Raw genomic sequence first — 19,909 nt, forward strand, 5'->3', positions numbered from 1 at the left:
TGAAAGGGGACCGCTACTCCCATGACCCGTCATCTCCGCGAACGATTCAGTCTTCCCTCCCGCCCCGTCGCCACCACCGTGACAGACACCGTCCCGGTACCAGAGCCGGTGAGCAGGAGCTCCTTTGTCTCGGAGACGGCGGGCACCGGCCGGTGGCGTGTCGTGCGGCGTCCTGCTTCGTAGGACGCGTAGAGACCTCGTCCCCGTCTCGTCCCCCTACATAACTGTGACGGATCCGCCCCGCTGAGACACTCAGCGGGCCGGATCCGTCATGATCGTGTACACAGCGGGCACTGTCGACGACGCCCTCGGCGCAGGCGACCGAAGCGGGCGGCCGGGGCCGACGACCGGGGTGGGGAAGGAACCTACGCCCGCATCCGCTCCGCCCGCAGCGTGGCGACCTCACCGACCAGCTGCTCGGCGAAGACCCCGGTCATCGGCGGCAGGTCAGCGAGAGCGACACCCGTCGCCTTGGCCAGCAGCAGGTCCGCCAGCTGCGGGTTGCGGGCCAGCACCGGGCCGTGCATGTACGTGGCGATGACGGAGCCCTGCACCGCCCCCTCGTGGTAGACCTCGACCTTCGCGGTCTCCGGGGTGAGTCCGGCGGTCAGCGCACCGTGGGCGTCCGTGTTGCCGGTGCCGTGGGTGACATGACCCAGCGGCCGCGCGTCCGGACCGAGGATCGTCGCACCCTGGTGGTTCGCGAACCCGGTGAGTGGCTCGGTGAGCTCCTCCATCCCCGCGGCGCGCATACCCTGCTTCGCCGGCACCGACTTCAGTTCACCGATCATGCGTGTCTGCAGCGACGAGGTTGTCGCGTCGATCAGTCCCAGCCCGTCGACCATCCGGTCGGAGGCCCGGAAACTCCGGCCGAAGACCTGCAGACCGGCACAGATCGCCAGGACAGGGCGTCCCGCGTTCACGGCGCGGGTCATGCCGCCGTCGGCGATGAGGTGCTCGGCTGCGAGGATCTGGGCGACGTCCTCACCGCCACCGACGGTGTAGACGTCGAGGCCCTCGGGCACGGCGTCCCCGAGCGTGATGCGGTGGATCTCGGCGTCGATGCCGCGCATCCGGGCCCGCTGCCGCAGGACCAGGGCGTTACCGTCGTCGCCGTAGGTGCCGAGTACGTCCGGCAGGACCAGTCCGATAGTCAGCTCAGCCATTCTGCTGCTCCTTCTTCGCGGTGTTCTGCAGGGCCTTGTTCAGGTCACGGAAGGCGGTGTAGTTCGCGAGCACCTCGACCCGGCCGGTCGGGCAGGCACGCAGGGCGTTCAGCATGTCCGGCACCGTGTCATGCTCCACCCCGGCGTATCCGAGACGCACCGCCAGGTCGGCGGAGCGCTCACCGGAGGAGACGACCTTCATCCCCTCGAAGTTCTCGAAGACCACGTCCCACAGCCAGGACAGGTCCTGACCGTCGGCGACCTGACCGTTGACCGAGATGACCAGACCGTCGGCGGTGCGGTCCACCATCGACAGGGCCTCCTGCCAACCGGCCGGGTTCTTCGCCAGCAGCAGGTGCACCTCGCGTCCCTCGAAGTTCACGGTGGCGTAGCGTCCGGCGACGTTGTCGACCCGCTCGGCGGCGGCGACGGCGTCCTGCTCGGGGACGCCGAGGGCCACGGCAGCGGTGACGGCCTGCGCCGCGTTACCGCGGTTCGCGTTGCCCGGCAGGGTGAGGTTCAGGTCGCGGTCACCCTCCGGGGTGTGCAAGCCGGACGGGTCGACCGTCACGGTCGGGGTGGGACGCCGGAACTCGGACCCGTCGGCCAGCGGCTTCACCGCGAACCAGTCGGGGGATCCGTCGGCCTTCTCGGTGCGCACGATCGCGCCACCGGTGCGCGGGCAGCTCGTCGAGTCGCCCGTGAAACCGACACCGGCGGAGACCCACACCACGTTCGGGCAGTCCCAGGCGACCGAGGTGACCTGCACGTCGTCGCAGTTCGCGACCACGGTGAGATCGGGGTTCGCACTGACGTACTCGCGCAGGACCCGTTCGATCTTGTTGATCTCGCCGACGCGGTCGAGCTGGTCACGGGACAGGTTCAGCAGCACGAGGACATCGCAGTTCAGCTTCGTGGCGATGTGCGGGACGTGCAGCTCATCGACCTCGAGGACGATGCGCTGGGCGTCGCGGCCGGCGAGGAGAGCGGAGATGACGCCGGCGTCCATGTTGTCGCCGCCGTCGTTGGTGCACACGGTGCCGATGCCGCGGACGGCCTCGGCGAGCATCCGGGTGGTCGTGGACTTGCCGTTCGTGCCGGTGACGATCGCGCAGGGACGCCCCTGCCCGAGCTGTTCCATCAGCTTCGGGTCGATGAAGTCGGCGACGAGACCGCCGATCATGCCGCCGTTGCCACGGCCGGCCTTGCGGGACGCCCAGGTCGCCAGGTCGGCGGCGCGGACGGCGAGTGAGGTGCGCAGACCCATCAGATCACCTTATCTACTTGGACTGGTTGGACTGGTTGGACTGGTTGGACTGGTTCTGTCGGCGGTTCGCCCCGGAACGACGGCGACGCCGTGCGCCGGACCGGTTCGATCCGGACCCGGAGTTCCCGCCGGAACCCTGCTTCGCCTGGCCCTGCTTCTGCTGGCCCTGCTTCTGCTGTCCGCCGGAGTTGCCGGAGGACCGACGCCGGTTGCGGTTGCGGTTCCGGTTCCCCGAGGAACCGGTGGACCCGGAGCCGGAGGACGAGGAGGATGCACCGTTCCCACCGTCAGTGCCGCCGTCCTCGCCATGCTGCTGCGGCTGGCGGATCGGGGTCCGGCGGTTCGACTGTGGTGATCCCTGGCGTCCGCCCTGTTTCGCGTCCTGCTTCGCGCCCTGGCGTCCACCCTGCTTCTTGCGCGGGCGCCCCTGCCCACCGCGCTGCGGGGCGGGGATGCGGGGTGTGGCCGGACGCGTCTCCGGTTCCCCGGTGGACGCCGTCCCGGTCTCCACGTCCTCGAGGGCGTCGAAGAACCCGGTGTCGGTGAACAGGGGGATGTTCTTGCGGTGCGCGTGCATCGCCTTGCCTCGCAGCTCATGGTTGGCGTTGCACACCACGAGGCTGGAGGTCCGGTTCAGCTTCTCGCTGTAGACCAGTCCGGCGCGCAGACCCGCGGAGATGATCTCGTCCGGGTCGGTTGCGACATCGGGGCTGACCACGAACTCCATGCCCTCGGTCAGCCGTCCGTCGTCGCCGGGGACTCCGGGGTTGGCGAAAGGACGGGGGGTCGTGGTGGCGTCCACCCGGATGGTGGAGCGCTGCAGACCGAACCGGTCGGCGGTGAGGTCGGCGGGCAGCGCGGACTGGATGATGCCGCGTCCCGCATCCGCCAGGTCCTCCTGCACCAGGTGCAGCGGGAGGAGGATGCGCGCATCGGCGAGGAGCAGTTCATCGGCACCGGTGGCGGTGCGTGCCTCGGAGGCGACGGCCCCGAGGTCGGGGAGGGTGTCGGCGGCCAGTTCCAGGCCCTCGGCGTCGCGGTAGTGGGCGGCGATGCTGCGCAGCCGCGGGTCGATGACCGGCACCGACTGGCGGCGGGCGGTGGTCATCGTGTCGACGATGCGCTCGGGGACCGGCACGGCGATCTTGCGGGGACGCCGCGTGTTGCGTCGACGGCCGCGGTTGCCGCCCTGCGGCGCCGAACGGTTGGCGGCCCGCTGGGCACGACGGTATTCCTGGATGATGAAACCCCAGGTCATGGTGGTGTCGTGGCAGATGACGGTGCGGCCGTCGAGCAGGCTGAACAGGAGCGGGGCGACGGTCGCGAAACCCGGGGCCTGGCCGAGGTCGGCCTCGGTGTAGCCGTGGAGGTGCCACGGGCCGGGGTCCTCGCCGGGGTTGATCTGCTGGACGACGCCCGTGAGCTCGGTCGGGTCGGCATCGGCGGCTGTGCTGGTGCCACCGGTGAGATCGCTGCCGTCGCTGCAGGCCGGGCGGTTGCCGGTGAAGCTGACGGGGTGGCCCTCGGCGTCGTAGAGCACGGCGGCGACGGCGACCAGACGTGAGGTCGTGGGGTGGATGCCCGATGCCGCGACGGTGAGTGCGACGAAGGGCGCGGTCTCGGCGTCGGGGATCTCCCCGTGGAAGGTCTTCGGGACGCGGGTCGGCCTGGTGGCGGCCACGGCGGTGGAGTCCGTGCCTGCGTCAGGGGAGTCTGCGGGAGGGGCGGCGTCCTGCGTGCTCCTGGTGGCGCGTCGCATGTCCGGTGACGGCGGCGCGGCGCGGCGGTGCACTTGGCGGCGACGCCGACGCCGGGAGCGTCCGCCGGTCGGGGCACCGGTCGCCCCGGAATCCCCGGTGGTCCCGGAAGTCCCGGCGCTGTCGTTGTCCGGGCCCGTGGAAGTCATGGAGCCATCGTACCGTCCGGTCTCGTCCTTCGGCGAAGTACCGCGGCCGTACGCCGAAACTAGGTGCCCGTGGTCAGCCGGGTCGTGGACAGGGCGGTGTCCAGCTCCGCCCCGGTCATTGTCCCGGCCGTGCGGACGATGTCGACCACCGTGCGCCCGGAGCGCTGGGACTCCCAGGCGACCGTGGTCGCCTGCTGGTACCCGATCCACGGGGACAGGGCCGTGGCCAGGGACGCGGAGGACCAGACGTCCTCCCGCAGCTTCGCCACACGGGTCGCGTCACAGGTGATCCCGTCGACGCACCGCAGCCGGAGGGTGTCCAGTACCCGGGTGAAATGGTCGAGCCCCTGGAAGAGCACATGGGCGATCACCGGCTCAAAGGCGTTGAGCTGCAGCTGGCCGTTGTCCGCGGCCATGGATACGGTCATGTCGAAGCCGACGATCTCGAAGGCGACCTGGTTGACGGTCTCGGGGATCACCGGGTTGACCTTCCCGGGCATGATCGAGGATCCGGCCTGTACCGCGGGCAGGACGATGTCGCCGATCCCGGACCGGGGGCCACTGGAAAGCAGTCGCAGGTCATGGCAGACCTTGGAGGTGTGCAGGGCGGCCCGTTTCAGAGCTGCGGACAGGTCGACGAATGCCCCGACGTCTGCGGTTGCCGCCACGAGGTCAGGGGCCCGGCGCAGGTCCAGTCCGGTGAGGTCGTTGAGTTCGGCGATCATCTCGGCGGTGTACCCGGCCGGGGCGTTGAGTCCGGTTCCGATGGCCGTGCCGCCGATGTTCAGCTCCCGTAACCCGTCCGCGGCGTGGTCCAGTGCCCTCGCATCCTCCTCCGCCATGGCGGCGAAGGCCGCGAACTCGCGTCCGAGGGTCATGGGGACGGCGTCCTGCAGCTGGGTGCGGCCCAGTTTGAGGACGTCGTGGACCTCCACCGCCCTGGCCCGCCAGGACCTCGCGAGGGCTCGCAGTGCCGTGACGGTGTGTGAGGTGTGCTCGAGCAGGGCGATCTTCAGTGCCGAAGGGTAGACGTCATTGGTGGACTGGGAACAGTTCACGTCATTGTGCGGGTCGACGACGTCGTACCGGCCCTTGTCCATCCCGAGGTGTTCCAGCGCGAGGTTGGCGATGACCTCGTTGGCGTTCATGTTCGTCGAGGTACCGGCACCGCCCTGGATCATGCTTAACGGGAACAGTGTGGACATCCGGTCGTCGAGGCGTCCGGAGCGGATCCTCCGGCAGGCGGCGATGATCGAGGTCTGGGCGGTGGCGTCGATGAGTGCGTGCCGGGCGTTGACGACCGCAGCGGCCTCCTTGAGGACGGCGAGTGCCTTGACCAGCGCGGGGACGCTGCCGACAGTGGTGTCTGTCAAGGGGAAGTTTGCCAGGGCGCGGGCGGTGTGGGCGCCGTAGTAGAGGTCGGTGGGGATCTCGACAGGTCCGAGCAGGTCGGACTCCGTGCGGGTGGCGTGTGTCGTGTCCGGTGCCGAGGTTGTGGTGGTGTCCATGGCGGGGTCCTTACCTGGATGGGTGTTGATGTTCACTGTCATGACGTTGCAATGAAGGAAAGTAAACTCCCTGTGGGCAGACCTCGCCACCGCTGCGGCGTCATTTAACACACCGGCAGCATTCGGGTGGAGATCAGGGGCAGTTCCACGTGCCCTCGCGCCATCCGGTTGAATGTGGCGCCATCCGGTTGTGACGATCTCATCGGAAAACCGACACAACCGGATGGCGCTGGACCTGACCCGATGGCGGTGAGGCGACGGCACGGTGCAGGTGAGTCCCAGCAGGGAGGTGCCTCAGCCAGGCATGACAACAGGCACGACAAAAAGGGATGCACGGTCCCTGGTGGGACCGTGCATCCCTGTGCACTGCGAAAGCGCTGCGACCTACACGCCGCCGGCCAGGACGGAGGCCTCGTTGGCGTAGGCGCGGTTGACCGCGGAGGTCATCGCCTTCAGCGAGGCGTAGGTGATGGAGCCGGCGATACCGACACCCCACACCTTCTGTCCGTTGACCTCTGCCAGGGTGTAGGCGGCGGCCTCGGCGTCGTCACCGGCGGTCCGGGCGTGCTGGGTGTACTCCTGCACCTCGAAGTCCACACCGAGCGACTCCAGCGCCTGGGCGTAGGCGGCCAGCGGACCGTTGCCGCGTCCCTGGATGGTCTTGTGCTCGCCGTTCCACTCGATCTCGGCGGTGACCTTGGTCTCCGAGCCCTCGGTCTGGGGGCCGTCGACGGTCACGGAGATCTGCTCCAGCGGGGAGACGCGGTCCAGGTACTCCCCGGAGAAGATGTCCCACATCGCCTTGGAGTTGACCTCGCCGCCCTCGGCGTCGGTGACCGCCTGGACGACGGCGGAGAACTCGACCTGCATCGGGCGCGGCATGTCCAGACCGTGGTCGGTCTTCATGATGTACGCGACGCCGCCCTTGCCGGACTGCGAGTTCACGCGGATGACGGCCTCGTAGCTGCGGCCGATGTCCTTCGGGTCGATGGGCAGGTAGGGGACCTCCCAGATGATCTTGGCGAACTCCTCGTCGCTGATCTCGTTGGCGTGGGCACCCGGGTGCGCCTCGTCGGCCATGTAGTCCATGCCCTTGTTGATGGCGTCCTGGTGGGAGCCGGAGAAGGCGGTGAAGACGAGGTCGCCGCCGTACGGAGCACGCTCGTGGACCTCCAGCTGGTTGCAGTACTCCACCGTGCGGCGGATCTCCTCGATGTCGGAGAAGTCGATCTGGGGGTCCACACCCTGGGTGAACATGTTCAGGCCCAGGGTGACCAGGTCGACGTTGCCGGTGCGCTCACCGTTGCCGAACAGGCAGCCCTCGATGCGGTCCGCGCCGGCCATGTAGCCCAGCTCAGCGGTGGCGACGCCGGTGCCGCGGTCGTTGTGCGGGTGCAGGGACAGCAGCACCGAGTCGCGGCGGGAGATGTTGCGGTGCATCCACTCGATGGTGTCGGCGTAGACGTTCGGGGTGATCATCTCGACCGTGGACGGCAGGTTGATGATCATGGGGTTGTCCGGGGTCGGGTCCATGATCTCGATGACCTCGTCACAGACCTCCTTGGCGTACTCGACCTCGGTGCCGGTGTAGGACTCCGGGGAGTACTCCCAGCGCCAGTTGGTGTCCGGGTAGTCGACCGCGATCTCCTTGATCAGGTGCGCGGCGTCCGTCGCCAGCTGCTTGATGGCGGCCTTGTCCTTACGGAAGACCACCTTGCGCTGCAGGATGGAGGTGGAGTTGTAGAAGTGCACGATGACGTTCTTCGCGCCCTCGCAGGCCTCGAAGGTCCGGCGGATCAGGTGCTCACGCGCCTGGACCAGGACCTGGATGGTGACGTCGTCGGGGATCATGTTCTTCTCGATGATCTCGCGGACGAAGTCGAAGTCCGTCTGGGAGGCGGAGGGGAAACCGACCTCGATCTCCTTGTAGCCCATCTTGACCAGCAGCTCGAACATCCGGCGCTTGCGCTCCGGGCTCATCGGGTCGATCAGGGCCTGGTTGCCGTCACGCAGGTCGACAGCGCACCACTGCGGTGCCTTGTCGATGACCTTGTCCGGCCAGGTGCGGTCCGGCAGCTGGAAGGTTTCGACCTCGGTGAAGTGCGGTTGGTAGCGGTGCACCGGCATCTGGGACGGGCGCTGCCTGTTCCAGGCGGGCTGCCCGGCCGGGATCTCACCTGCGGGGGTGTCGATCCGGGCGGGGGCGGAGATGAAGGAATCGCTGGGGGTCATGGTGTGCTCCTGTTGCAGGTTCGACGCTGGTGGTGCGTCTTCGGTGGAAAGTCTCTCAACACCGACCGGCACGACTCAACTCCGCGACGGGGAGCCGGTCGGTTTATGCCCTGACCCCGCCGCGGCTAAGAAGGAGAAGCTGACCGCGGAACGTGTTCACGTCGGCAAGTGTAACCGACAGTCGTCAGGAAGTGTGACCCGGCCCATAGTCCCCACCGCATCCGGGGGGAACGCGGACGCGGTGCCACACCCCCGCTAACGTCGTGGGCGATGTCCACCCAGAGTCCACCGCTCCCGCAGCGGCACCGCCGGTTCCCGGTCGTGCCGGTCGTCGCCCTGGTCACCACCGTGCTGATGCACTCCGTCCAGCTGCTGGTGATGCAGATCAGGGGCTCGCACAACGGCATGACCCTCACCGAGGTGATGATGCAGTGGGACGCCCGGTGGATGATGCTCATCTCCCGTCACGGGTACTCGGGCTTCGCCATGGGGGACGCCGGGACGCCCGGTGGTGATCCCATCGAGTGGCAGTCCGTGGCCTTCTTCCCCGGATACCCCTGGCTGGTGCGGGCTCTCGCCGCGCCGGTCCGTGCCCTGACCGGGGCCGAGATCACCGTGGCCGCCGCTGCCGTCGTGTCGGTGGTGTCGGCCGTGGTCATGGTCTGGGGGCTGGGGAGGTTGGCCGTAGACCATCTCTGGCCGCGGGGCCGCGGTGGTGACCCCGGGGTTCCCGCCTCCCCGGTGACGGCGGCGGTCCTCACCCTGGCGGTCGGTGTCCTCGCACTCGGGGCGCCGATGTCGGTGGTGTACGTGATGCCGTACTCGGAGTCCCTGTACACGGCGCTCGCGGTGTGGGCGGTGGTGATGCTGCTGCGGCGCCGCTATCTCACGGCCGGCGTCCTCGTCCTCTTCGCCGGGCTGACGCGGATCACCGCGGTGGTGCTGGTACTGACGTTGGCGGTGGCTGCGGCAGTGGAGCTGTGGCGCTGGTGGCGCACGCGGCAGGACGCCGGCCGCGTCCTGCGGGCCTGCGCCGCGCCGGTCATCGGCGTCCTCGGGATCGCCGGATACATCCTCTGGGCCAACGGCCGCACCGCGGAGATCGGGGGCTACTTCGAGGCGCAGGAACGTGGTTGGCATTCCGGCTTCGACCTCGGTCAGGCGACCTGGAACTGGATCACCTCCACGTCCCTGGACCTCACCACGACCGTCGGTGCGGGCGGGACGACGGACGGCACCATGCCCGGCTACGCGATCTCCACCTGGTCGATGATCCTCGTGGCGGTGCTGTGCGTGGCGTCCCTGTGGCCGCTGGTGACCGGCCGGATGCCCTGGCAGTTGTGGCTGCCCGCGGTGGCGGTGGCCGGTATGACGCTCGGTTCTGACGGCATCATGCACTCCCGCCCCCGGCTGCTGCTGCTCCCGGTGCTCTTCCTGCTGCTGCCGCTGGTGGTCCGGGCACTTGCCCGGCTGCGCACGTGGTTGGTGGACCGGCCGTGGCTGGCGGGGATTCCGGTGGTCGTCGGTATAGCCTGGTGTGTGGTGGGGTTCTGGGTCTCCGCCGAGATGCTGGTCGACTTCGCCTACGCGATATAGGCGCCGGCTCAGTCCACACTCTTGCGCGACAGGACGACGGTGCTGGCCACCATCACCAGCAGGGCGACGCCCATCGCGATCCAGCCGAGCCCTTGGACCTGGAACTTCTCCGCGAGCAGCGTATAGCCCAGCACGAAGGCGACGATCGGCTCACCGATGGTCATCGCGGGCAGGGAGTTCTTCAACGCCCCCGCGTTGAAACTCAGTTGCTGGACGCCGGTGCCGATCGCCGCGCACGCCAGCAGCCCGTAGCCCTCCCAGGAGGTGATCAGGCCGTGGAACCCGTCGTCGGTGAAGATCGCGACGACGGACTTCGACAGGACGGCGAGGTAGCCCATGATGATGCCGGTGACCAGACCGAGCAGCAGGGCGCGCTCGTTGGCGGGCCGGTGACCGGCGAACCAGCACATCGCGACGATGGCCACCAGACCGACGGCCAGGGCGATGATCCAGGCGTCCAGCTCGGGGATCGACCGGCCGGGCAGCGGTTTGCCCCAGATCACGAGGACGCCCACCGCAATGGTCAGCAGGCCCGCCCAGGACATCTCGGATTTCGAGACGCGGCGGCCGTCGAACTTCGCCGACAGCGGCAGGGTGAACATCAGCGACAGCACGAGGATCGGCTGGACGACCAGCAGGGTGCCGAAGCCGAGGGCGACGATCTGCAGGCCGTAGCCTGCGAGGGCACACAGAACTCCTCCCCACCACTTCGGCCGCATGACAGCGGCGAGCAGTGGGGAGCCGTGGGCGTCGTCGGGGTCGCCGGAGGTCTGCTCCGCGATCTGGTGCCTGAGGACCGTGCCCCAGGCGATGGTGAGTGCAGAGAGAAGGGCGAAGACGACAGCGAGGGCGTTGCTGTGCATCATCGTGGCATCAGGCTATCCGAGTTCACGTCGCGACGGTGAAACGGCCCGTGCCCGGGGACTACTTCGCCCGGGGACTACTTCGCGAAGTACTCCTCGATCTGGTCGAGGATCTCCATGGCGGAGAAGTAGTCGATGCGGAAGGCGGAGGCACCGAGTTCGAAGACGCGGTCGTTCTTGATCGCGTCCGCGTTGGCGAGGGTCGGGATGGCCTTGAGCTTGTCGATGACCGGCTCGGTGCCGTCGACGTTGATGCCGAGAACGGTCTTGCCGACCAGAGCCTTGTCGGCATTCTCGCCGGTGACCTGGCGGACGTCGGTGCGGCCGGCGTAGTCGCCGTCGGTGCGGGCGACGTCGTCACCGGGGACGGAGAGTTCCCAGCCCAGATCCTTGATGATCTGGCCCTGGGCGGACTCGGCGGTCATGAAGTTGAGATTGCCTTCCTTGGCAGGCAGCACGACGTTGACCGGCTGCTCGACGTCGCCGATGTTCTCCTTGACCTCGGCGACACGGTCCTCGTAGGACTGGATGGCGTCGGCGGCTTCGGACTCGTGACCGGTGATCTCGCCGACCTCGGTGGTGATCTCGCCCCAGGTCTTGTCGGAGTAGTCGAGGACGACGACCGGCACGCCGATCTTCTTCAGTTCGTCGATCTGCTCGGCGGCGGTGTCCGCGCCCTTGGCGGAGACGATGATGAGGTCTGGGTCCTCGGCGGCGACCTTCTGCAGGTCAGGCTCGAGCTGCCAGAGTGCCTTCACGCCCTGCTCGTCGGCCTCCTCGGCCCACTGGCTGAAGAATCCCTTGTCGTCCGAGGTGGGGCCGGCCTTGGCGCCGCCGGAGGCGATGACCGGGGCGTCCACGGCCAGCAGTGTGCCGGTCAGGGTGACGGAGGTCGAGACGATCTTCTCCGGCTTGGCAGGGATCTCGACCTCTTCGGTGTCGCCGGTCGGCTGGCCGTTGTCGATCACGAGCGAGTCGACGGTACGGGGCCAGGTGCCCTGGTCAGCGTCCTCGGAGTCCCCGGAATCAGAGTCGGAGTCCGATCCGTCGGCGGAGGCGGAGGCCGAGGTGCCGGTGTCCGAATCGTCGTCGTCGTCGGAGCATGCGGCGAGGCCGAGGGTGAGGGCGGTGGCGGCGGCCACAGCGGCGACGGCGCGGGACCGGCGGAACAGTGCGCGTGAGGACATGGAAGATCCTTCTCTCGAAAACTCTTGGTCAGCGGCGTCCGTGGTCCGGACACCCACCCCGACATAGTAAACCAAACCTTGCCTCAGTTCACACTGTTTAACGACGGGGTGTCACTTCACGAAGAGTTCGTCGATCCGGTTGAGCATCGCCATCGCCGAGTAGTAGTCCATCCGGAACAGCTCCGGCGGCATGGCGAAGATCCGGTCATTCTGCACCGCATAGGTGTCGGCCAGAATCGGCATGTTCTTCAGGTACTCCGCCGGATCCTCACCGATGCCCGAGTCCACGGCCAGCACAGTGTGGCCGGTGAAGGCCTTGTCCTGGTTCTCCGCGGTGACCTGCCTGACATCCGTGCGTCCGGCGAAGGGCCCGTCGGTGCGGGCGACATCGTCGCCGGGCACGGTGAGTTCCCAGCCGAGGTCCGCTGCGACCCGTCCCTGCGGCGATTCCGCCGTCATGTAGTTGGCGTTGCCCGACTTGTCGGCACTCGGCAGCACGAGGCTCACCGGCTGCTCCGGATCCTCGATACTCGCCTTCACCTCGGAGACGCGCTCGTCGTACTCCTCGATGCGGGCTGCGGCGTCCGCCTCCCGCCCGGTCATCTCACCGATCTCGGTGGTGAGGTCCTTCCAGTCCATGTTCACGTAGTCCAGCACGACGACCGGCACGCCGATGGCCTGGATCTTCTCCAGGCCGGGGACGGCCGTGTCCTGGCCGTTGGCGGCGACGAGGATGAGGTCCGGATCGGCGGTGACGATCTTCTCCAGGTCCGGGCTGAGCTGCCACAGGCTCTCCACGCCCTTGTCCCGGGCCTCATCGGCCCACTGGTTGAAGAACCCCTCGTCATTGTCGGCGGTGGAACCGGTGGTCGCACCACCGGTGGCGACGACCGGGGCGTCCACGGCCAGCAGGGAGCCGGTGAGTCCGACGGCGGTGGAGACGATGCGCTGCGGCTGCTCGGGGATCTCCACGTCTTCGGTGGCGCAGGTGGAGATGTCCATCTGGTCGGTGCAGTCCAGGTGGTGGTTCTCCACGGCGAGCGAGGAGACGGTGCGCGGCCAGGAGCCGTCACCGGAGCCGCCGCCCGTGGCGGCATCATCGGAACTGTCACCGGAACAGGCGGCGAGGCCGGCGGTCAGGGCGAGTGCTGCGGCGACGGCGGTGGCGCCGCGCAGGGCGTCGGACCTGCGGCGTCGGAAGGGAGCAAGCATGCGGAGTGTCCTCTTGGGGGTGGGGCGTCAGGGGAATAGTCACGGTAGCCGGGGAATGCAGTCCTACTACCTGGCAAGCCAATGCTAGCCTTGCCCCGAACCGTTCCGTGGAAAGGACCCCCGTGCCCCGCATCAGTCGCGACACCGACATCTACCCGATCTCCCTGCGCGAACTGGAGGTGCTGAGGGTCGAGGACATCACCCCGGCCATGCGCCGCGTCACCTTCGGCGGGGCAGGCCTGCTCGCCCACACCCGTGACGGTGAACCGGTGCCCGCCCTGGTCAGCGACGGATTCGATGACGATGTCCGGTTGATCCTCCCTGATCCGGAGACCGGGGACCGCCCGTACCCGAAGTCCCTCGGTGACGGTCGACTCGACTGGAACGAGCAGGTCAACGACCTCTTCCGCACCTACACCGTGCGTACCTGGACGCCGGACGCCGGGGAGTACGGCGAGCTCGCCATCGACTTCGCCCGTCACGGTGCAGGCCTGGCCGAGGGCTGGTCGGCGTCGGCGTCCGCCGGTGACAGGGTCTTCATCGCCGGACCGAAGAACTGCGGTGCCCACCCCTCCCACACCGACTGGCTGCTGCTCGTCGGTGACGAGGCCGCCCTGCCTGCCATCGGCCGCTGCCTCGAGAACTGCCCGGCCGGCCACCCTGTCGTCGCCGTGGTGGAGGTCCCCACCCGCGCCGACATCCAGGACATCGACTGCGCCGCCGACCTCGACATGCACTGGGTCGTCCGCGACGAGGGCGGCGACTTCACCGAGGAACTGCTCACCCACGTCCGCGGTGGCGGGAAGCTCCCGGAAGGCACACCGTTCCTCTGGGCCGCAGGTGAGGCCGGACGACTGAAGACCGTCCGCACCCTGGCCAAGAAGATGGGCGTGCCGCGCGAGCACGTCGAGATCGTCGGCTACTGGCGACGCAACAACGCCGTCGCCGAGGGCGCGGCCGCCGGTAGTGCCGGCACCTCCAGCATCTCCCCGCTCATGGAGCTCTACGAGATGGCGGAGATCGCACCGGGCCTGGCCCTGCGTTCGGCCGCGGAGCTCGGTCTCTTCGAGGCGGTGGATGCTGCGTCCACCGCGTCCACTGCGTCCACTGCGTCCGCTGCGTCCGCTGCCACCCCGACGGTCGCCGACGTCGCCCCCGCCGTCGGCGTCGAGGCCGGCGTCCTCCTGCGGTTCCTGCGATACCTCGAGTCCCTCAAGCTGGTCACCCTCACCGCCCCGGAGGGCGACGAGCTCTCCGGTGGGGACGCCGCCGCGCTCACCGGCGTGGGCTTGACCCCGCTCGGCCAGGAACTCTCGGACCCCGAGGGTCCGGTCTCCCGGCTCACCGGTCCGGACGCCCTGCGTCCGCTGTCCTGGCTGCACCTCACCGAGGGGTTGCGCTCCGCCGCGCCCGTCACCGTCGGTTCCACCGGCTCCACCTGGGAGCAGCTGCGTGCGGGGGATCCGGGCATCGTCGAGAACCTGGCGGACGCCGAAGCCACCCGCGCCCAGTGGGTCGCCCCCGCCCTGGCCCAGGGCTTCGGACAGCTCTCCGCCCGGCTGACCGGGGGAGAGGGCCTGAAGTCGGTGGCCGTGGCGGGCGCCGGGGAGGGCACCAGTTCCGCGGTCTACGCCGATGAACTGCTCCGCCACCACGATGACCTGTACGTCGTCGTCCTCGACACCGGTGCGGGTACCGACCGGCTCATCGCCGAGCTCGGCGAGGCGCGCCGGGACCGGGTGACCGTGGTGGCGTGGGACCGGGAGGCCACCCCGGACGTGCACGCCGGAGCGGTCCTCGTCGTCGACCCCTACGCACTCGTCGCGCCGGAAAAGGTGCCCGGACTGCTGGAGTCCGCGGCCGGGATCGCACCGCGGGTGGTCGTGGTGACCCGGCTGCTCGCCGAGTCCGGCGACGAGGACCACGACTACGAGGAGGACCTCACCCGCCTGCTCCTCGAGGGTCGGTCGCTGCCCACGAAGCGTGACCTGTCCAGGGCGGTTTCCGCCGCCGGGCTGACCGGGGTCGCCGACCTGCCGGTCGGCTGGGGGACGCACGCCGTGGTGGCACTGAAGGTCTAGACGGGTCCGGCCTGGGCCGTTCAGGGGCCGGCGGTCCCCCGTGTTTCCGCAGCCTTACCTGGTCAGGTACGCTGGTGAGGTCTGTAAGTTCACACCCGAAGCAGTAGACGGAGTAACCAACTGTGGCCCTGATCGTCCAGAAGTACGGTGGCTCATCCCTGGAGAGCGCCGAGCGCATCCGACGGGTCGCCCAGCGCATCGTGGAGACCAAGAAGGCGGGCAATGACGTCGTCGTCGTCTGTTCGGCGATGGGTGACACCACCGATGAGTTGCTCGACCTCGCCAACCAGGTCAACCCGGTTCCCCCGGGGCGTGAGATGGACATGCTCCTCACCGCCGGTGAGCGGATATCCAATGCGCTGGTCGCCATGGCGATCAACTCCTTCGGCGCCGAGGCACAGTCCTTCACCGGCTCCCAGGCCGGCGTCATCACCACGGAGCGGCACGGCAACGCCCGCATCGTCGACGTCACCCCGGGCAGGGTCCGTGAAGCCCTCGACGAGGGCAAGATCTGCCTCGTCGCCGGCTTCCAGGGTGTGAACCGGGAGACCAAGGACATCACCACCCTGGGACGCGGTGGGTCGGACACCACCGCCGTCGCGCTCGCCGCGGCGCTCAAGGCCGATGTCTGCGAGATCTACTCCGACGTCGACGGCGTCTACACCGCCGACCCCCGGATCGTGTCGAACGCGCAGAAGCTCGACCACATCTCCTTCGAGGAGATGCTCGAGATGGCCGCCGTCGGCGCCAAGATCCTCATGCTGCGGTGCGTCGAGTACGCCCGCGCCTTCAATGTCCCGATTCACGTCCGTTCGTCATTCAGCAATGAGACCGGCACCATCGTGTCCGGCTCTGTGGAGGATATTCCTGTGGAAGAAGCAGTCCTGACCGGTGTCGCCCACGACCGTTCCGAGGCCAAGGTCACTGTCCTCGGCATCCCCGACAAGCCGGGTGAGGCTGCGCGGGTCTTCCGCACCCTGGCGGACGCCGAGATCAACATCGACATGGTCCTGCAGAACATCTCGACCGTGAACGACAATCTCACCGACATCACCTTCACCTGCCCGCGCGAGGACGCCCCGCGTGCCGTCGAGCTGCTCAACGGTCTCCAGGGCCCGGAGGCCGACCAGAAGTTCGGCTCCATCGTCTTCGACGACCAGATCGGCAAGGTCTCCCTCGTCGGCGCCGGCATGAAGTCCCACCCGGGCGTCACCGCGGACTTCTGCGAGGCGCTGCGTGACGTCGGCATCAACATCGAGCTGATCTCGACCTCCGAGATCCGCATCTCCGTCCTCATCCGCGACACCGACCTCGACAAGGCCGTCGCCGCCCTTCACGAGCGCTTCCGGCTCGGCGGCGAGACCGAGGCTGTCGTCCACGCCGGTACCGGCCGGTAACACCCAGAAAGGCACATCACCCATGACCACTCTCGCCGTCGTCGGTGCGACCGGACAGGTCGGCCGCGTCATGCGTTCCATCCTCGTCGAGCGGAGCTTCCCCGCCGACAAGGTGCGCTTCTTCGCCTCGGCACGTTCCGCCGGTTCCGAGATCGAGTTCCGCGGCGAGAAGATCGTCGTGGAGGACGTCGCCGCGACCCCCACCGAGGAGCTCAAGGGCATCGACATCGCCTTGTTCTCCGCCGGTGGTGGCACCTCCCGTGAGCACGCCCCCCGCTTCGCCGAGGCCGGTGCGACCGTCGTCGACAACTCCAGCGCGTGGCGTAAGGACCCCGAGGTCCCGCTCATCGTCTCCGAGGTCAACCCGGAGGACGCCAAGGACGTGCCCAAGGGCATCATAGCCAACCCGAACTGCACCACGATGGCCGCCATGCCGGTCATCGGCGCGCTGCACGCCAGAGCCGGTGTGACCCGCCTGCACGTCTCCAGCTACCAGGCCGTCTCCGGGTCCGGACTGGCCGGCGTGAAGGCACTGTCCGAGCAGGTCCGCGACAACGTGGACAACCTGGAGAAGCTCGCCATCGACGGCTCCACCCTGGTCGCCGAGGACTTCGGTCCGTACGTCGCCCCGATCGCCTTCAACGCCCTGCCTTTCGCCGGCAACCTCGTCGACGACGGCTCCCTGGAGACCGACGAAGAGCAGAAGCTGCGCAATGAGTCGCGCAAGATCCTCCACATCCCTGACCTGCGCGTCGCCGGTACCTGCGTGCGTGTCCCGGTCTTCACCGGCCACACCATGACCGTCCACGCCGAGTTTGCCGAGTCGATCACCCCGGACGAAGCGAAGGCTCTCCTCGAGGGGACGCCGGGTGTGAAGGTCGTCGACGTGCCGACCCCGCTCGCCGCCGCCGGTGTGGACGATTCCCTGGTCGGACGCATCCGCCAGGACCAGTCCGTCGACGACAACAAGGGCCTGGTGCTCGTCGTCGCCGGAGACAACCTGCGCAAGGGCGCCGCGCTCAACACGATCCAGATCGCGGAGCTGCTGGTATAGGTCTGAATCTGAGTCTGATGCCCTCAGACCAACCTGGAGCACCCGACCCAGCTGCTGCTGGGAGTCTCCTGACTCAGCTGTGTCCGGGGACACGGCGTCCGGCCTTGGCCGGAGTGTACCCACCCTTGTAGTTTCGGAACTGCACATCGCCGCAGCCGGGGACCTTCACCAGGGGTCCACTGCAGTGACTTCGACGATTTCGACCACTTCGATGACGTCGACGACCTCGGACCCGAAAGGTGAACCATGACCAGGATGATCGTGACCGGAGTGGACGCGAGCGATACCGCGTTCAAGGCGGCGCAGAAGGCGGCCCAGCTCGCCGCGGATTCCGGAGCGGTGCTCCACATCTGCACCGCCTACAGCTCAGCCAGCTCCGACGCGCTCAGTGAGGCCCAGAGCGCACAGAACTCCAACCGGGTCATCTCCGCGGAGTTCCAGAAACTCATCGACGGAGTCGCTGATGCGTCCCTCCGTGTCGCGGAATCCGTGGCGGAGATCCTGCGACAGTCGCACCCGTCCCTGACGATCGAGGTCTCGTCGATGGCCGGAACCCCGTCCGATGTGCTGCTCCACAAAGCGGAGGCGCTCAACGCCGACGTCATCGTGGTGGGCAATAAGAACATCAAGGGTGTGTCCCGCATCCTGGGCAGCGTGGCACGCAAGGTCGCCTCCGGGGCGACGTGTGACCTCTACATCGCCAACACCTCCTACTAGGTGTTCTCGGCGGGGTTGTGCGCGGCACCCCTCCGTCGGTAGTTTTGTGATCACACATTACGAGGATGTGGGATGCGGGGTCATGTCCGTCAGTCGGCACAGTGGCCGGGGCACGGTGCCCCGACCGCCAGAACCGGAAGGTCGACTATGACCAGAACTGTGGTGACCGGGGTGGATGCGAGCCAGACCGCTTTCCGGGCGGCGGCGAAGGCGACGGAACTCGCCGAGAACTCCGGTGCGGTACTGCACATCTGCAGTGCCTACAGCACCAGCAGCACCGACGCGCTGAGCACCATCCGCAGCCACAGCTCCGGGCGGACGAGCAAGGCGGAGTCCAGGAAGCTCATCGACGGCGTGGCGAAGGCTTCCGAGCAGGTGGGGGCATCGGTGGCCGCGATCCTCCGCGAGTCGCACCCCGGCCTGACCATCGACGTCTCCGCTGTCCCGGGTGCACCGGCCGAGGCGCTGCTACGCAAGGCCGAGGAACTGGACGCCGACGTGATCGTGGTGGATAACAAGAACATCAGGGGCGTGTCCCGGGTACCGGGCAGCGTGGCACGCAAGGTCGCCTCCGGGGCGACGTGTGACCTCTACATCGCCAATACGACGCACTGAGGCCTACCGGCGGGTCAGGCGTCCTCGCCGGGCACGTCCGGCCAGTGCTCGTGGACGAGATCGAGGATCATCCGGGGGAACTCCGGCTCGAAGCCCGGGGTGGGTACGCGCACCAGCGGGACGCCCAGCTCAGCCGCGGTGTCTCGGGCCTCGGTGTCGAGGTCCCAGATGACCTCCATGTGGTCGGTGATGAACCCGACCGGGCACAGCAGGACCGGACGTCGGTCGCCGCCGGGTGTGGTTCCGCCGGTGAGTGTCCCGGAGAAGTCCGCCATGCCCTCGCCGGCGACCGTGGCCTGAAGGTAGTCGCAGATGTCCGGCTCCAGCCACGGGATGTGCGGCGGGCCCGAGCGGGACTGCCAGACGAGTTCCACGTCCGCGCCCTCGGCACCGTCGACGGCGAAGCCGGAGAGCTCCCGGATCTCGCGGGCGGCGGTGAGGACCTGGCCGGAGTAGCGGTGGGTGGTGTCCGCCGAGGAGGTCTCGTCGGCGCTGACCGGGATGGAGTGCGCCGTGAACAGGAGCCTGGCGTCCTTCTGCCGGTCGGCAGGCATGGATGCGCGCGTCTCGTCGACCAGCCGGGCGAAGGCCGAGACGAACAGCGGGTGGTCGTGGAAGGGGCGGATCTTCGTCATCGCCGGGGGAGTGAGGCCGGCCTCGCGGCAGGATTCCTCGGCCCGGGCGATGTCCTCCAGGTACTGCGCGTGCCCGGAGTAGCCGCCCCAGGCGGAGGTCGCGAGGACGAGGGCCTCGGTGACGCCGTCGCGCGCCATCTGGGCGACCGTGTCCTCGACGAAGGGGTACCAGTTTCGGTTACCGAAGTAGACCGGCAGGTCAATGCCCAGCGGGGCGACGCGCTCGGCGATGAGTGACTCCAGGTCGGCGATGATGTGCCGGTTCTGGTCGGTGATGGGGCTCTTGCCGTCCATCGCGAAGTAGTGCTCGCCGACCTCGGCGAGACGCCCGCGGGGGATGCCGCGGCCGCGGGTCACGTTCTCGAGGAACGGGATGACGTCCTCGTTCTTCTCGGGACCCCCGAAGGACAGGACGAGAAGTGCGCGGTGGGGAGTCTGTGACGCCGGTTCAGCCATGAAAGTCAGCCTACCCG

15 protein-coding genes are annotated in these 19,909 nt (G+C 68.3%); 6 read left to right on the forward strand and 9 right to left on the reverse strand.

The window, feature by feature from the left end; translation table 11 throughout:
• Positions 1–365 precede the first annotated feature (365 nt).
• From CVA01_RS02985 to leuA, 5 genes are all read right to left on the reverse strand, one after another.
• Positions 366–1,166, reverse strand: a complete 801-nt coding sequence (locus CVA01_RS02985) for a type 1 glutamine amidotransferase (protein ID WP_141328488.1) — start codon at positions 1,164–1,166, stop codon at positions 366–368.
• On the reverse strand, positions 1,159–2,433 hold the full coding sequence (locus tag CVA01_RS02990) for a Mur ligase family protein (protein ID WP_014011005.1): 1,275 nt from the start codon (positions 2,431–2,433) through the stop codon (positions 1,159–1,161). Before CVA01_RS02990 ends, CVA01_RS02985 begins: the two co-directional genes overlap by 8 nt.
• A gap of 13 nt (positions 2,434–2,446) precedes the next feature.
• Entirely contained in the window at positions 2,447–4,339 is a 1,893-nt protein-coding gene (locus CVA01_RS02995) for a DNA polymerase III subunit epsilon (protein WP_141328490.1), read from the reverse strand.
• A gap of 59 nt (positions 4,340–4,398) precedes the next feature.
• A complete protein-coding gene (locus CVA01_RS03000) occupies positions 4,399–5,847 on the reverse strand; it encodes an aspartate ammonia-lyase (RefSeq protein WP_218024554.1) in 1,449 nt (482 codons plus the stop codon).
• 384 nt (positions 5,848–6,231) lie between these two features.
• Entirely contained in the window at positions 6,232–8,079 is a 1,848-nt protein-coding gene (gene leuA / locus CVA01_RS03005; protein ID WP_041630185.1) for a 2-isopropylmalate synthase, read from the reverse strand.
• 270 nt (positions 8,080–8,349) lie between these two features.
• Between leuA and CVA01_RS03010 the strand changes: the two genes are divergently transcribed.
• A complete protein-coding gene (locus CVA01_RS03010) occupies positions 8,350–9,675 on the forward strand; it encodes a putative hexosyltransferase (protein WP_141328494.1) in 1,326 nt (441 codons plus the stop codon).
• Between the two features lie 8 nt (positions 9,676–9,683).
• On the opposite strand, the gene CVA01_RS03015 is transcribed toward CVA01_RS03010, so the two are convergent.
• The 3 genes from CVA01_RS03015 to fepB (CVA01_RS03025) all read right to left on the reverse strand — a co-directional run bounded on the left by CVA01_RS03015 (position 9,684) and on the right by fepB (CVA01_RS03025) (position 12,937).
• On the reverse strand, positions 9,684–10,541 hold the full coding sequence (locus CVA01_RS03015; RefSeq protein ID WP_014011000.1) for a DMT family transporter: 858 nt from the start codon (positions 10,539–10,541) through the stop codon (positions 9,684–9,686).
• 74 nt (positions 10,542–10,615) lie between these two features.
• A complete protein-coding gene (gene fepB / locus CVA01_RS03020) occupies positions 10,616–11,725 on the reverse strand; it encodes a Fe2+-enterobactin ABC transporter substrate-binding protein (RefSeq protein ID WP_141328496.1) in 1,110 nt (369 codons plus the stop codon).
• A gap of 111 nt (positions 11,726–11,836) precedes the next feature.
• Complete coding sequence (fepB, locus tag CVA01_RS03025) at positions 11,837–12,937, reverse strand: Fe2+-enterobactin ABC transporter substrate-binding protein (RefSeq protein ID WP_014010998.1); 1,101 nt, start codon at positions 12,935–12,937, stop codon at positions 11,837–11,839.
• Between the two features lie 122 nt (positions 12,938–13,059).
• On the opposite strand from fepB (CVA01_RS03025), the gene CVA01_RS03030 reads away from it, so the two are divergent.
• The 5 genes from CVA01_RS03030 to CVA01_RS03050 all read left to right on the forward strand — a co-directional run bounded on the left by CVA01_RS03030 (position 13,060) and on the right by CVA01_RS03050 (position 18,801).
• Positions 13,060–15,018: a siderophore-interacting protein gene (locus CVA01_RS03030; RefSeq protein ID WP_170209672.1), complete on the forward strand. Its 1,959-nt coding sequence runs from the start codon at positions 13,060–13,062 to the stop codon at positions 15,016–15,018.
• A 122-nt stretch (positions 15,019–15,140) separates the two neighbouring features.
• A complete protein-coding gene (locus CVA01_RS03035; RefSeq protein WP_141328500.1) occupies positions 15,141–16,415 on the forward strand; it encodes an aspartate kinase in 1,275 nt (424 codons plus the stop codon).
• A 22-nt stretch (positions 16,416–16,437) separates the two neighbouring features.
• The gene (locus CVA01_RS03040; protein ID WP_141328502.1) at positions 16,438–17,469 is read left to right on the forward strand and encodes an aspartate-semialdehyde dehydrogenase; all 1,032 of its coding nucleotides are present in this window, start codon (positions 16,438–16,440) and stop codon (positions 17,467–17,469) included.
• 246 nt (positions 17,470–17,715) lie between these two features.
• Positions 17,716–18,186: a universal stress protein gene (locus tag CVA01_RS03045; protein WP_244938111.1), complete on the forward strand. Its 471-nt coding sequence runs from the start codon at positions 17,716–17,718 to the stop codon at positions 18,184–18,186.
• 147 nt (positions 18,187–18,333) lie between these two features.
• Positions 18,334–18,801, forward strand: a complete 468-nt coding sequence (locus CVA01_RS03050; RefSeq protein WP_141328504.1) for a universal stress protein — start codon at positions 18,334–18,336, stop codon at positions 18,799–18,801.
• Between the two features lie 14 nt (positions 18,802–18,815).
• On the opposite strand, the gene CVA01_RS03055 is transcribed toward CVA01_RS03050, so the two are convergent.
• Positions 18,816–19,892 (reverse strand): ferrochelatase, encoded by a 1,077-nt coding sequence (locus CVA01_RS03055; protein WP_141328506.1) that lies wholly within the window; start codon positions 19,890–19,892, stop codon positions 18,816–18,818.
• Positions 19,893–19,909: the final 17 nt, after the last annotated feature.

The organism is Corynebacterium variabile, from assembly GCF_006539825.1.
Taxonomy (GTDB): domain Bacteria; phylum Actinomycetota; class Actinomycetes; order Mycobacteriales; family Mycobacteriaceae; genus Corynebacterium; species Corynebacterium variabile.

Excerpts from the sequence above, each read along its gene's own strand:
- CVA01_RS02985 (WP_141328488.1), bottom strand. The coding sequence starts at position 1,166 with ATGGCTGAGCTGACTATCGGACTGGTCCTGCCGGACGTACTCGGCACC.
- CVA01_RS02990 (WP_014011005.1), bottom strand. The coding sequence starts at position 2,433 with ATGGGTCTGCGCACCTCACTCGCCGTCCGCGCCGCCGACCTGGCGACC.
- CVA01_RS02995 (WP_141328490.1), bottom strand. The coding sequence starts at position 4,339 with ATGACTTCCACGGGCCCGGACAACGACAGCGCCGGGACTTCCGGGACC.
- CVA01_RS03000 (WP_218024554.1), bottom strand. The coding sequence starts at position 5,847 with ATGGACACCACCACAACCTCGGCACCGGACACGACACACGCCACCCGC.
- leuA (WP_041630185.1), bottom strand. The coding sequence starts at position 8,079 with ATGACCCCCAGCGATTCCTTCATCTCCGCCCCCGCCCGGATCGACACC.
- CVA01_RS03010 (WP_141328494.1), top strand. The coding sequence starts at position 8,350 with ATGTCCACCCAGAGTCCACCGCTCCCGCAGCGGCACCGCCGGTTCCCG.
- CVA01_RS03015 (WP_014011000.1), bottom strand. The coding sequence starts at position 10,541 with ATGATGCACAGCAACGCCCTCGCTGTCGTCTTCGCCCTTCTCTCTGCA.
- fepB (WP_141328496.1), bottom strand. The coding sequence starts at position 11,725 with ATGTCCTCACGCGCACTGTTCCGCCGGTCCCGCGCCGTCGCCGCTGTG.
- fepB (WP_014010998.1), bottom strand. The coding sequence starts at position 12,937 with ATGCTTGCTCCCTTCCGACGCCGCAGGTCCGACGCCCTGCGCGGCGCC.
- CVA01_RS03040 (WP_141328502.1), top strand. The coding sequence starts at position 16,438 with ATGACCACTCTCGCCGTCGTCGGTGCGACCGGACAGGTCGGCCGCGTC.
- CVA01_RS03045 (WP_244938111.1), top strand. The coding sequence starts at position 17,716 with ATGACCAGGATGATCGTGACCGGAGTGGACGCGAGCGATACCGCGTTC.
- CVA01_RS03050 (WP_141328504.1), top strand. The coding sequence starts at position 18,334 with ATGACCAGAACTGTGGTGACCGGGGTGGATGCGAGCCAGACCGCTTTC.
- CVA01_RS03055 (WP_141328506.1), bottom strand. The coding sequence starts at position 19,892 with ATGGCTGAACCGGCGTCACAGACTCCCCACCGCGCACTTCTCGTCCTG.